Source organism: Singulisphaera chitinilytica, assembly GCF_049331405.1.
Classification (GTDB): domain Bacteria; phylum Planctomycetota; class Planctomycetia; order Isosphaerales; family Isosphaeraceae; genus PoT.
This window is the reverse complement of the sequence record NZ_CP186274.1, coordinates 6,908,422-6,921,689: the sequence shown is the minus strand read 5'-3', so window position 1 is coordinate 6,921,689 and position 13,268 is coordinate 6,908,422. Positions and strand designations below refer to the sequence as shown.

At 63.7% G+C, this 13,268-nt stretch carries 10 protein-coding genes; 4 read left to right on the top strand and 6 right to left on the bottom strand.

What is annotated here, in order from left to right; all coding sequences use genetic code 11:
- Positions 1–21: 21 nt before the first annotated feature.
- The 4 genes from ACOYYX_RS27120 to nadA all read right to left on the bottom strand — a co-directional run bounded on the left by ACOYYX_RS27120 (position 22) and on the right by nadA (position 5,930).
- A complete protein-coding gene (locus ACOYYX_RS27120; protein ID WP_422925515.1) occupies positions 22–909 on the bottom strand; it encodes a helix-turn-helix domain-containing protein in 888 nt (295 codons plus the stop codon).
- 114 nt (positions 910–1,023) lie between these two features.
- Complete coding sequence (gene glgB / locus ACOYYX_RS27115; RefSeq protein WP_422925513.1) at positions 1,024–3,273, bottom strand: 1,4-alpha-glucan branching protein GlgB; 2,250 nt, start codon at positions 3,271–3,273, stop codon at positions 1,024–1,026.
- Positions 3,274–3,563: 290 nt separating this feature from the next.
- The gene (locus ACOYYX_RS27110; RefSeq protein WP_422925511.1) at positions 3,564–4,793 is read right to left on the bottom strand and encodes an endonuclease/exonuclease/phosphatase family protein; all 1,230 of its coding nucleotides are present in this window, start codon (positions 4,791–4,793) and stop codon (positions 3,564–3,566) included.
- Positions 4,794–4,814: 21 nt separating this feature from the next.
- Positions 4,815–5,930 carry a quinolinate synthase NadA gene (gene nadA, locus ACOYYX_RS27105; RefSeq protein WP_422925509.1) on the bottom strand — a complete coding sequence of 372 codons (1,116 nt, stop codon included), beginning with the start codon at positions 5,928–5,930 and terminating at the stop codon, positions 4,815–4,817.
- Positions 5,931–6,377: 447 nt separating this feature from the next.
- On the opposite strand from nadA, the gene ACOYYX_RS27100 reads away from it, so the two are divergent.
- The 3 genes from ACOYYX_RS27100 to ACOYYX_RS27090 are packed head-to-tail and all read left to right on the top strand — an operon-like array spanning position 6,378 to position 10,007.
- The gene (locus ACOYYX_RS27100) at positions 6,378–7,508 is read left to right on the top strand and encodes a sensor histidine kinase (protein ID WP_422925507.1); all 1,131 of its coding nucleotides are present in this window, start codon (positions 6,378–6,380) and stop codon (positions 7,506–7,508) included.
- 8 nt (positions 7,509–7,516) lie between these two features.
- A complete protein-coding gene (locus ACOYYX_RS27095) occupies positions 7,517–9,565 on the top strand; it encodes a sensor histidine kinase (protein ID WP_422925505.1) in 2,049 nt (682 codons plus the stop codon).
- Positions 9,555–10,007: a response regulator gene (locus tag ACOYYX_RS27090; protein WP_422925503.1), complete on the top strand. Its 453-nt coding sequence runs from the start codon at positions 9,555–9,557 to the stop codon at positions 10,005–10,007. Before ACOYYX_RS27095 ends, ACOYYX_RS27090 begins: the two co-directional genes overlap by 11 nt.
- Positions 10,008–10,020: 13 nt before the next feature.
- Here ACOYYX_RS27090 and ACOYYX_RS27085 read toward each other — a convergent pair whose 3' ends face one another.
- On the bottom strand, positions 10,021–10,623 hold the full coding sequence (locus ACOYYX_RS27085; protein ID WP_422925501.1) for a hypothetical protein: 603 nt from the start codon (positions 10,621–10,623) through the stop codon (positions 10,021–10,023).
- A gap of 390 nt (positions 10,624–11,013) precedes the next feature.
- Here ACOYYX_RS27085 and ACOYYX_RS27080 point away from each other — a divergent pair, with 390 nt between their 5' ends.
- Positions 11,014–11,973 (top strand): HAD family hydrolase, encoded by a 960-nt coding sequence (locus ACOYYX_RS27080; protein ID WP_422925499.1) that lies wholly within the window; start codon positions 11,014–11,016, stop codon positions 11,971–11,973.
- Between the two features lie 33 nt (positions 11,974–12,006).
- Here the strand turns inward: ACOYYX_RS27080 and ACOYYX_RS27075 are convergent, their stop codons facing one another.
- Positions 12,007–13,008, bottom strand: coding sequence for a DUF1559 domain-containing protein (locus ACOYYX_RS27075; protein WP_422925497.1), 1,002 nt, complete (start codon positions 13,006–13,008; stop codon positions 12,007–12,009).
- Between the last annotated feature and the right edge of the window lie 260 nt (positions 13,009–13,268).

Here is a 13,268-nt window from a genome sequence, read left to right as displayed (position 1 = left end):
GGCATGGACGAAAGTCGCGAGTCAGGGAACCCAGACGTTCTTGCCGTCACGGATCCTTGTCTCGAACTCGCGGAAGAAGGTCGGCGAGCATCCCGTGGCCTGCTTGAAGAGCCGGCTGAAGTAGAGCTCATCCTCGAACCCGACCTCGGCGGCGATCTGCTTCACGGGCTTCAAGGTGTGCAGGAGGTCCCACTTCGCCTGCCGCATGACCCGCTCGCGGATCAGTTGAGTGGGGGTCTTGTGATGATGCGTCTTCACGAGCTTGGCCAGCGACTTCGTGGCCAGGTGGAGCCGATTCGCGTAGAAAGTCGGGCTGTGCTCGTCGCGGAAGTGATCCTCGATGAGGAGCCGGAGGTCGTCGAGGGCCTTCGGCCTCCGCGCGGGGGATTCGGATGAGATCACCTGCTGCTCGCACTTCAGCCGCGTCGCCTTGACGAGCAGGATCTTGAGGTACGAGAGCAGGATCTCGGCGTGGGCGAGCCCGCACTGTTCCAGCTCGGACCTCATGCTCTCGATCAGGACGGCGAACTCCCTCGCGTGCCCCTCATCAACGCGGACCATCGGCTCGCCGTAGACGTCATTGAAAAGGACGCCGTTGCAGCCGACCTCCTCGTGATGGGTCTCGATGCAGAGGAAATTGGCATGGAACTGGATGACCCGACCGCCGACGGCCGCGTCGGGGATGATCCGCACCCCTTGATATGGCACGAAGAAGAGGATGACGCCGGGGTCGAAGCGATACTGCGTCGCGTCGGCCCAGAAGGTTCCGGAGCCTCCCTGGATCCAGTAGAGGCTGAAGGTGTTGAAGCGTTGCGGATGGAGAGGCAGTTCGTCGGGCTCGAGGCTCGCGATCCTCAGGGAGAGGTCGCCATTCCTCGGGTCGTACAGTCGGAGTGGATCGTCCGACATTGTCGTCAGGGCTCGCCCGCGGATTTCGGATAGGGTGTGGATAAAGCGCGGGAGCGAGGCCAGGGGATCCTGGTACGCTCCCGCGTTGGATGGCTCATTCTATCCGAAACCGGCTCAGGAAACGGCGGGGGTCTTCAGGAAGAGGACGCCCAGCGGAGGGACCTTGAGCGAGATCTGGTAAGGCTGCCCGCCGTGTGGTTCCTGGCGGGCCCAGACGCCCCCGGCGTTGCCGACGTTGGAGCCGCCGTACCGCTCGGAGTCGGTATTCATGATCTCGCGATAGAAGCCGCCGCTCGGCACGCCGATCCGATAGTCCTCGCGGACGACAGGCGTGAAGTTGCAGACGACAACAATCGAGTCGTTCGGATCGCGACCGCGCCGCATGAACGCCAGGACGCTGTTCTCCCAGTCGTGCAGCTCGAGCCACTCGAACCCTTGCCAGTCGAAGTCGACCTCGTAGAGAGGCGGGTTCTCGCGGTAGAGGCCGTTCAGGTCGCTGACGAGGTTCTTGATCCCCTGGTGATCGCGCCAATCGAGCAGGTGCCAGTCGAGGCTCTGGTCGTGGGTCCATTCCCGCCACTGCGCGAACTCATCCCCCATGAACAGGAGCTTCTTGCCCGGGTGGCCGTACATGTAGCCGTAGAGCAGGCGGAGGTTGGCGAACTTCTGCCAGAGGTCCCCCGGCATCTTGTCAAGGAGCGACTTCTTGCCATGCACGACCTCGTCGTGCGAGAGCGGCAGCATGAAGTTCTCATTGAACGCATAGATCAGGCTGAAGGTCAGGCCGCCGTGCGAATACTTGCGATAGACGGGATCCTTCTCCATGTAGGCGAGGGTGTCGTTCATCCAGCCCATGTTCCACTTCAGGCTGAACCCGAGGCCGCCGAGATAGGTCGGCCGCGAGACGCCCGACCAGCTCGTCGACTCCTCGGCGATTGTCAGGACCCCAGGGTGTTCCTGGTGGCAGAGTTCGTTGAGCTTCTTGATGAAGTCGATGGCCTCGAGGTTCTCATTGCCGCCGAAGACGTTGGGGATCCACTCGCCTTCCTTCCTCGAGTAATCGAGGTAGAGCATCGAGGCCACGGCGTCGACCCGCAAGCCGTCGATGTGATAGCGCTCGAGCCAGAAGAGGGCGTTGCCGAGAAGGAAGTTGCGGACCTCGGGGCGCCCGTAGTTGAAGATTTTCGTGCCCCAGTCGCGATGCTCGCCGAGCCTCGGGTCCTCGTGCTCGTAGAGGTGGGTCCCGTCGAAGAAGCCGAGGCCGTGGACGTCCCTGGGGAAGTGCGCGGGGACCCAGTCGAGGATGACGCCGTAGCCGTGCTGGTGCAACTTGTCGACGAAGTAGGCGAAGTCGTCCGGCGTGCCGAACCTCGAGGTCGGGGCGAAGTAGCCGACGGGCTGGTAGCCCCAACTGCCGTCGAACGGATGCTCGTTGACGGGCAGTAACTCGATGTGCGTGAAGTTCGTCTGCCCGAGGTACTCGACGAGATCGTCCGCGAGTTCCCGGTAGGTCATGAAGCGATTGCCGTCCTCGACCTTCCGCTTCCAGGAACCGAGGTGCACCTCATAGACTGCGATCGGGCTGTTGAGCCCCTGGGTCTTCTCGCGATTGGCCATCCAGGCGTTGTCGTTCCAGGCAAACTTCGTCACATCCCAGATGATGGACGCCGTCCTCGGCCTGACCTCGGCGGCGAGGCCGTAGGGGTCGGTCTTCTGGACCTGGTAGTTGTTGTGTCGGCTCTTGATCTCGAACTTGTAGACCTCGCCCTGGGTCAACTCGGGGATGAAGATCTCCCAGACCCCGGTGGCGCCGCAGGATCGCATCGGGTGGCGTCGGCCGTTCCAGTGATTGAAGTTGCCGACCACGCTCACGCGCTGGGCGTTCGGGGCCCAGACGGCGAAGTGGACCCCCTTGACTCCATCAATCACGCGGAAGTGGGCGCCGAGGCGTTCGAAGTTGCGGAAGTGCGTCCCTTCGCCCAGCAGGTGGAGGTCGAAGTCGGTCAGGACCGGCCCGTACTGATAGGGGTCGATGAACTCCCAGTAATGCCCCTCATAGTCCTCGACGGCCAACCGATAGGCAAACGGAGCCGATCGATCGAGCACGAGGACCTCGAAAAAGCCATCCCGATGGACTCGCTCCATCGGAATTTTGACTCCGCGTGCATTTTTCTCGAGATCGACCAACCAGGCGTCACGCGCCTCGGGCAGATATGCCCGAATCACGCGCACTTTCGAACCGCCTGCCTCGAGCTCATGCGGCCCGAGCACGGAGAAAGGATTCCAGTGTTCGGCGTTGACGATCAGGTTGATGTCGTCGACCGAGGTGCTGGTGGCCTTTGAAACGATGGCAGGCATAGACATAGGGTGGCTCAGTGGGACACGAGGGCGTTATCGGAAAGGGTCGCGGGGATTCGGGTTCGAAATGCGAGCTTCCGCATTAGCGACACTCGGCAATGCCCGGACAACGCGTTCGGTAAACCTGGGAATTTGGTGATTCGGGAGCTTGCACGACCCCAGGGCTTCGGGCCCGGGGCGGGGAATTCGCGAGCTAGAAGTGGGGCCGACGGCGGCCGTCCCCTCCCCTTCATCTCACAAACTTAACTCCGCCGAATACCGGGTGCAATCGGCGCGCCCGAGACGCAAACTCTTGCTCAGCGAGGCGTCCCGGAATCCCTTGCCGAAGCCCCCGGAAGCACCAATTCGGCAAGGACGGGGAGGTGATCGGAGCCGCAATCTTCGCCGACCCAGCATGAGGTGAAGACCCACTCCGGGCTCGAAAGGATGTGGTCGATCCGGAACCAGGGGTACTTCGTCGGCCTCGTGTATCCGTAGCCGATGCCCGACTCCTCGAAACCGAACCTCATGGCTGTCTTGAGCGTGGCCATGGACGAGTCATCGGAGGGCATGTTGAAGTCCCCGGCCACGATGAACGGGGTGTTCCCCGCCTCGGAGAGCCCCTTCACCATCCGATCGAGCTCCTGGGCCCACCACTGGATATGAAGCTCGAGGCCGTTGATGTTCCGCCGCATGAGCCGCTCGAGCCCGCGCCGGATCGTCGGCAGGTGAATCGAGGCCAGGACGAACTCGTGGCCGGCCTCGGTCCTGATCCGGACCCGGGTCAGGCGGGACGAGTAGCGTTCTTCCGTGGTCGAGATGTCGGGCAGCGCCGGCATCTCGGCGACGATCGGGAACCGGCTGGCCACGAATCCGGTGCTGTCGCGGTGCCACCCCCCTTTGTTCATGAAGTTCTCGACCTCGGGAGTATCCGTGAAGCCTTCCTGGAAGCAGATGAGGTCGATGCGCTCGCGCTCGAGCATCTCGACGAAGCTGGCGCCGTCGAGGGACAAGGCCCCTCGGTTATAGGTCAGGACCCGGACCCGGAACCCCTCCGGCGGCTTGGTCCAGAGGCGATGGACGGGGAGCGAGAACCCCATCAAGGGCCCTGCGACGACCAGGGCCACGGTCCCTTGCTTGAGCCAGTGCGATCTCCGTCCCAGGATCCCGCTGCAAACGGCCAGTAAGACCACTGGTGCCAGGTAGGCCCAACGCGGGACGAACAGGAGAACCGTCACCCCCCACCAGGCCTCGCCGACCCAGTGGATCAGGGCGAGGGTGACGAGGATCGCGGCGGCATAGAGCCAGGTGGCCCCGAGGATGACACTCGCTAGAGAGTCGCGGAGCCGCGGGCGGACCTCGACCGTAGCCGAGGACGTGGACGCGTCCCCATCAACGCCCTTCGTGTTGATCGAGGGCTCATCCCTGGGATCGCCGCACCCGACGCAAGCCGTCGGGTACGTCACGACCGGGTTGGCGACGCCGCAGGTCGAACAGAGCCACGCCCCTTCGGGCGCGGCAGGGGCGGGATCCGGGGAAGGCATCATTCCCGCCTCCATGCGACGGTCTCAGTGGATTTCGAGCATCCGTTGCAGGGCCACTCGCCCCCAGTGGGCCGTGTCGTCGGGGACCTTGATCCGGTTGACGGGGGTCCCCCGGGCGAGGTTCTCGAGCGTCCAGGCCAGGTGGGGCAGGTCGATCCGGTACATCGTCGCGCACATGCAGACCATGGGCGAGAGGAAATGGATCGACTTGTCGGGATGCTCCTTCGCCAGACGATGGACGAGGTGCAGCTCCGTCCCGACCGCCCACGTCGACCCGGCGGGGGCGTCGGCGATCGTCTTGAGGATGAACTCGGTCGAGCCGACGAGGTCCGCCGCCTCGACAACCGACATCATGCACTCGGGATGGACAAGCACCTTGATGCCAGGGAACCGCTCGCGGAATTGCGCGACGTGGGCCGGCTTGAACATTTGATGGACCGAGCAGTGCCCCTTCCAGAGCAGGACCGTGCTGTCCTGGATCGCCTCGGGCGTGTTCCCGCCGAGGGGGAGCCTCGGATCCCAGACGTGCATCTTCGAGAGGGGGATGCCCATCGCCCTGGCGGTATTCCGGCCGAGGTGCTGGTCGGGGAAGAAGAGGACCCGCTTGCGCTGGGCGAACGACCAGTCGAGGACGGCCCTCGCGTTGGAGCTCGTGCAGACGACGCCGCCGTGCCGACCGCAGAAGGACTTAAGGTCGGCCGTCGAGTTGATATAGGTGACCGGCATCAGATCGGAGGTATCAATCAACTCGCCGAGGTCGGACCAGGCTGCCTCGACTGCGTCGAGGTCCGCCATATCCGCCATGCTGCAGCCGGCGGCCATGTCGGGCAGGTAGACGTCGACTTCGGGGCGAGACAGGATGTCGGCCGTCTCGGCCATGAAGTGGACGCCGCAGAAGACGATGGAGCGGCAAGTCTCGCTCTGCGCGGCGAGCTGGCTGAGCTTGTAACTGTCGCCGCGGAGGTCGGCGAACTGGATCACTTCATCCTGCTGATAGTGATGGCCGAGGATGAGCAGCGAGTCCCCCAGGCGAGCCTTGACCGCCAGGATCCGGCGCTCCAGCTCGTCGTTGGAGAGGTTGCGGAAGTCGTCGAAGGGCAGGGGATCGGTTTCCACCCGAGTCGCAACGGCGCTGACCATGTTCCGATATTCTTCCTAGGCGGAGGCCCTACCCCGATCGATCAGGCCCAGAACCCGAAACTGGTCCCTTTTGGAGCGATCAATCGAAGGAGGACGTCGGCATCATCTTTGTATAAATACGGCAACGAGCGAGCGTACCCTAAGGTTCGCGGAAAAGTTGCGAGAGCGGGTGCAAGGGTCTTCCCAACCCCGGAGAAGGAGCCCACCCTGGAAGGAAAAGCAATCCCGGAAGACGGGAATCAACACGCCCGCGGCCAATAACCTTGCAATCGACGCACGTTGGTGTCGCTCACTTGGCATTTGCCGTATTATACGCATTGAGAAGTCGTCGAGGAACGTGTCCACCATCCCGCCCGCCAGGATCTCATCCGTCTTGACGCGGAGGCCCGACCCCAAACAGCACCGTTCTGACGTGGCAAACGCTTACTCCCAGTGGAGTTGCAGCCGATGAGCGCGGTCCTGATCGTCGACGACAGTCCATCCGATCGCGCCCTCTTCCGGACGCTCTTGACCCGCGCCGGCTACACGGTCCACGAGCTCGCGCGGGGGCGAGAAGCCACCGCCAAGGCGCGCGAAGTGCGCCCACATGCCATCGTGCTCGACGTGAACCTGCCGGACACCGATGGCCACTCGGTCTGTCGAGCCATCCGCGCCGACCCCGAGATCGCCGGCATCCCGATCCTCATGCTCACGACCAGGGACGACGACGCCGACGTCGTCCGGGGCCTAGAGGCGGGTGCGGACGACTACGTCACCAAGAACTCGCCGAGCGAGATCTTCCTCGCCCGCATCCGACGCCTGATCCAGTATCGCCAGATGACGACCGTGACGATCCTGAACGAGCACCTGGTCCAGGTCGGGCGGCTCGTCGCCGGGATCGTGCATGAGATCCGCGGCCCCCTCTCCGTGATCCGAGGCAGCGCCGAGCTGATGCGGTTCCAGCTCTCGGCCGATGACCCGCATCTCCAGTGGGTCGACCCGATCCTGCGCAACACCCGGGTCTTGCAAATCAGGCTCGAGCACCTGATGGCCACCGTCCGCACCGGCTCGGCGGTCATGGCCCAGGTCGACCTACCAGGCTTGGTCCGCGAGTCGGCCGACCTCTTCCTCAAGGGGACCGACCCCCGCGCGGGGCGAGTCGTGCTCGACGTCGCCGCCGATGATGTCCCCGCCGTACTCGGGGACGCAGGGCGGCTGATCCAGGTCCTCTTGAACCTCCTCGGCAACGCCTACGAGGCGATCCTCTCGGCGCGCAAGGACGGCAAGATCGCCGTCAAGATCTCCAAGTCGGCCTGCGAGGAGGGTATGGAGTGGGTCACGGTCGAGATCGCCGACGACGGCCCCGGCATCCCCTCCGCCAACCTCGACCGCGTCTTCGAGCCCTTCTTCACCACGAAGGAGTCGGGGAGCGGCTACGGGCTCTACCTCGCCTCGGAGATCGTCAAGGAGCAGCGCGGCAAGCTCACCGTCTGCAACATCCCGGCGGGGGGGGCTTGCTTCACGCTCTGGCTACCCTGCCACTCGGCGACCGTGACGGAGACGGCGCCGGATGCCAACCCACAACTCGAAGTGACGTAAGACCGTCCATGAAGGCCCGCAGCAAACCCAGGCCCCACGCCCCGTTCGCCTCATTCTTCACGAGATGCGCCCCCTATCTCGCGCTGGTCATCTCCGGGCTCGCCATGATCGGGGCGGCGATCGCCGCGGGGGGAACCGCGCAGGGGATCGCACTCCTCCCCGTCTACCTCCTGGGCCTGGTGCTGACCGCCGCATGCTGGCGTTGGAGCGAGTGGAGGCGCTGGTCTGCGCCGCTCGGCAAGCTCTCCCACGACATCGAGAGAGTCGCCGATGATCCCAGGCCGCTGGTCGACCCTCGCTGCGCCTCGGAGCTGGCGGAGCTGGTCCGCTCGCTCAGGAAATGGGCCAAGCATGTCCAGTCGGCCTCGGTCCAGGCGTACGCGCCGGCGCGGCCGGGGTCGAACTCCGGGATCATCAACGAGTCGATGACCCGCAGCGGCATGCTCGCCACAGACTTCAGCATTCACGACTCCAACGACGGGAACCAGTCGGGGGAATACTCGGCGATGGACATGGTCTGTCGCCTCGACCCCGAGAACTTCCGCTGGCTCGAGGCCAGCCCCGGCGCCCAGGACTTCCTCGGCTGGAACCTCGAACAGCTCCGCAGGCGGACCATCCTCGACCCGGTCCATATCGAGGACCGGGTCCGGGTCGAGCAGCAGCTCCACGAGGCCCTCGCCCGAGGCGAGATCCACGGCCTGATCGTCCGCATCAAGACGGCCAGGGGGATCCCCAAGGCCATCGAGATGAACCTCAGCGTCAGATACGCGGCCGACCTCTCGATCGCCCACCTGCGCTGCCACATCACGGACGTCACCGACAAGGTCCGCGCCGAGCGCGAGCTGAGGCTCCGGACCCGCGAGCTGACTCGCGTCAACGAGCAGCTCCGCGAGATCAACCGCGAGCTCGAGGACCTCAAGGATCGCTACCGCGACCTCTACCAGAGCGCCCCGGCGATGTACTTCAGCCTCGACGGCGAGGGGCGGTTCATCGAGGTCAACGACACCTTGTTGACCACGCTCGGCTACGAGCGTAAGGATCTGCTCGGGCGATCGATCGAGATGCTCCTGCCCGACTCGCGACGGCTTTCCCTCGCTTCGCGAATCGACGAGTTCCTCGAGAAAGGGTCGATGGAGGCCGACGGCCAGTGGCTCAAGGCCAGCGGCGAACTCATCGACGTCTGGATCACCGGCACCGTCGTCGCGAAGTACGACGGTCGCTTCCTCCAGTCGAGGCACGTCGCCCAGGACGTCACCGCGAGACATCGCCTCGAAGCCGAGCTCAAGGTCAAGAATGAGGAGCTCGCCGGCACGATCGACGAGATCTCCCGCAAGAACAAGGAGATGGACGAGTTCACCTACGTCGTCTCACACGACCTCCAGGAACCCCTCCGGACCCTCACCGCCTTCTCCGACTTCCTGCTCCGCGACTACGGGGACAGGCTCGACTCCGACGGCGAGGAATATGTCCGCTACATCGTCGACGCCTCTCGTCGCATGCGTGCATTAATTCTTGGATTACTCAACCTCTCACGTGCAGGCAGGGTGACAGGCGACTTCGGGGCTGTTAACCTGGAAGAGGTGGTGACAGTCGTCAGAGCCGACCTCGGCGAGTTGATCCGGAGCAAGGGGGCCGAGATCCGGGTGGTGACCCCCTTGCCGATGCTCTGGGGGGATCGCGCGAGGATCGGCCAGCTCGTCGCCAACCTCGTGACGAACGCCCTCAAGTACAATCAGTCGGCCGAGCCCTGGGTGGAAGTCGGCGTGACCCCCGGCGAGAGGGACGGGGAGGTGACACTCTTCGTCCGCGACAATGGAATCGGGATCGAACCCCAGTTCCACAGCAAAATCTTCCAGCTCTTTCGACGACTACATACCAGAGAAGAATACGAAGGGACGGGCGCGGGCCTGGCCATCTGCAATAAGATCGTCCAGGCCCACAAGGGCAAGATCTGGGTGGAGAGCGAGCCCGGAAATGGATCGACCTTCTTCGTCAGCCTCCGTCCTACCCCCCCGCTGGCCCACTCGTCGCAACACGAAGTGACGCATGCCCCCTAATTTCCATATCCTCCTGATCGAAGACAGCCGGGCCGATGCCAAGATCATCGAGCGCGCGCTCTTCGAAGGGAGGATCGAGCACCAGCTCACCGTCATCCAGGACGGCCGGCATGCCCTCGAATATCTCACCCGCCTCCGCAACCCCGACACGCCCGTCGACCTCACGCCCGACCTGATCCTGCTCGACCTCAACCTCCCCGGCATCGACGGCTGCCAGGTCCTCACGCAGATCAAGAGCGACCCGCTCCTCCGGATCATCCCCGTGGTCGTGCTGACCACCTCCAGGCGCGACGAGGACGTGCTCCTGACCTACCAGGCCGGCGCGAACTCCTACATCCAGAAGCCGGCCGAATTCCCGCGCTATCGGGATCTCGTGGCCATCCTCCGCCAGTACTGGATCGACACGGTCGTGCCCCCGCCCAAGCATCGCCCGGCGCTCTGAGCGGGGGCCGGCGTCAGATCTGCGCCACGGAATACTGGTTCAGCCCGAGGTTGATGGCGTAGGGCCATCCCGCGGTCGCCTGCGGCGAGTAAGTGTTCGCCTCGAAGACGATATTCACGTTCGGCAGCGTCGTCGGGAACCGGTTGAACTTGTCGAAGCTCACCTGGAAGACGGGTGTTTGTCCGTTGACCACCGGCGCGAAGAACGACTGCCGCTGGCCGCTGTTGAGGATAAATGTCGAGAACCGGCCGTTCTGATAGGTCGAGGCCGAGACGCTGAAAGTGACCTGGGTGTTCGTGTTGTTCCAGAGGGTCACGACGCCCCAGTCCTGGAAGTTGGACGGGAGCCGGAAGTGGAACGTTCCCGAGCCATCGATGATGGGCGGGGTATTCGGGATCGAGTTCGGGCTCGTCTCCGGCTGGACCCGATTCCGGAAGCGGAAGGCCGGGCGGACCCGCTCGCGGAACGGGTGATGCGCGACGCGCTGGTGCCCGACCGCCATCGCCTGGACCTCGGCCACGGCCGCCGCGGCGCCGGCCAGCCCCGCCGTCGCGGCCAGCCTCGACTCGCAGTTTTCCAAATTCGGTAAGAATTCGCGTCGCATCCGCTTGCCCATCGATCCGACCTCCACAATGCGAACCAGATATACCGCATTTAACCTAATCAACCCAAATCACCCAAATTTACCATATAATAACCGGACTGCCAGTCTTACGCTTGCGATGTCCGCCCTGAAATGGTGGGTCAGACCAGACTCCGGGCTTTTCCTTGGTGCTTGAGCCCTCTCCTGGCATGGGCTAAGATCACTTCCAATCCTTTCGGGTAGCTCAATTTCCACCAAATATGCTTTAGCTCTCAACCATCTATAAATTCCAAGCTTTGGGCACGACTCAAGATGAAAGAATTTTCCCTAGAAATGAGAAATCTTCGATCCGATCTCCTTTCCGGGGGCTCCTTGAACCCTTTGATCCATTGCTTCGGACTCATCCTAATTTTCGCCCTAGGATTGTGGGGAACGTCCGAGGCGAGGGCACAGGAGTTCGCCAAGGATCCGCTGCCGTCCTGGCAGGAAGGTCGGGCCAGGCGCTCGATCCTCGACTTCGTCGAGAGGGTGACGAGGGAAGGGGGGCCCGACTTCGTCCCGCCGGCGGAGCGCATCGCGACCTTCGACAATGACGGGACGCTCTGGTGCGAGCATCCCATGTACGTCCAGGGGTTTTACGTCTTCGACCGCGTGCGGGCCCTCGTCGCCAAGGATCCGAGCCTGGGCACGAACCCGGTGTTCAAGGCCATCGTCGACAACGATAAGGCGGCGATCGCCAAGTTCAGGAACCAGGAACTGGCCGAGCTACTCGCGGCGACGCATTCCGGGATGACGACCGACGAATTCCGGACGACGGCCACGGCCTGGCTTGACTCGGCGCAACACCCTCGGTTCCGACGCAAGTTCGTCGAGTGCGTCTATCAGCCGCAGTTGGAGTTGCTCACCTACCTGCGTTCCCGAGGCTTCTCGACCTACATGGTCACGGGAGGCGGCATCGAGTTCGTCCGTTGCGTGGCAGAGCCCCTCTACGGCTTCCCGCCCGAGCGGGTCATCGGCAGCAGTTCCCGGATGAAGTTCGAGCCGTCGGGCGAATCGTTCGTGCTGGTCAAGCAGCCGGAGCTCGGGAGCTTCGACGACGGGCCAGGGAAACCGATCAACATCAACCTACACATCGGTCGCAGGCCGATCCTGGCATTCGGCAACTCCGACGGCGACGTCCCCATGCTCCAGTACACGGGATCGGGCCCGGGCCCTCGTCTTATGCTCCTGCTGCATCACGACGACGCCGGGCGCGAATTCGCCTATGACCGCCAGACGAAGATCGGCACGCTCAACATAGGCCTGGAAGAGGCCGGCCGCCGAGGCTGGACGGTCGTGAGCATGAAGAATGACTTCAAGAAGGTCTTCCCGTTCGACAAATGAGCCGAACACCACCGCTCCACGAGCGATGCATCATCAATAGGATTCATGGACGGGCTCGCCGCCGGCCCGAGTCCCCAGCGACCGCCAGATCCGTAGCTCGATGGTGCCGCTGATGGCATGCACGGCACCATCGGCCGTGGCCAAATTGATGAGGCCGCGATGGTTGCTCCGCGACGCGAAGATTCCCGCGTCGACGAAGCCTTCCGCCCCCGTAACCGGCCCCGCCGCAGTGCAGTCGAAGACGACGGAGTTCGGCCGGATCACATGATTATAAAACGTCTGATAGTAGTCGGCGAAGACCCAGCTTGAACCGCCTCGGGAGAAATGAGGCGGGGGGTTATCGCGAAGGTGCGAGCAGCGGGCCACCGCCACATCCGTCGCCATGTCGCGCACGCGGGTCAGGCCGGCGTGCCAGTAGTCGCGTCTCGGGTCGAAATTGAGGTCGTCGCCATCGCCCCGGAGCTTCTCCGACAGCAGCGCCGTCTCCGCCAGGCCGTCCTTGAAGTCGGCGGGCCGCAGCCATGCAAAGGCGCTAAATCCCCCTGTGTTCTTCACGCCGACCTCGCCTTCGGTCCTGCCCAGGCCCGAGCCGAGGTTCGCGCGATAGTTCATCGCCCCGAGCCTTCCGGGATCGCCAACTCCGTCGGAGGGGCACAGGAACGTCGCGAGCGAGGCGGATGCCACCGTCCGGTTTCGTATCTCGACGATCGCGAGTGACGACGCGGCCTGAAGGTTCAGCGCATGATAGAGAGGCCGACGATCGAGGTCCGGCAGGATGGGTACGAACGGCGAGAACGCGACCCGAGGCCCGTTTCCAGGCGGCGTAATAACCTCCGCCATAGCGGCGGGGAAGACCCTGGCGTGCGAGGCGTAGGAGTGGAAGGCGATCGCCAGTTGCTTCAGATTGGCGACGCACTGGAGCCGCCTGGACTCCTCACGCGCCGACCCCACGGCACCGATGGCGAGGACGGCGAGGACGCCCACGACCGAGATCACGACCAGCATTTCGATCAGGGTCATCCCGCATCGCTTCATCGCGCGTCCTTCGCGGTCGAGACCAGCAAGTCGATCCCCATCTGAGCCAGAATCATCGAAGTCCGTCGCCCACGCAACCACCCGTGCCCATCGAAAGCTAGACAATCGGAGTTGTGGTCGAGTTGTTTGATCGTCGTCTTCCCTGCAGTTTCTTCGCGACTGCCCCAGGCCCCTATTCTTGAACAGATGATACTCAAGGACGGGCCATCATACTCCAGCTCAACAAACCCTGGCAATCAATCACTTCGAACGTTTCGAGG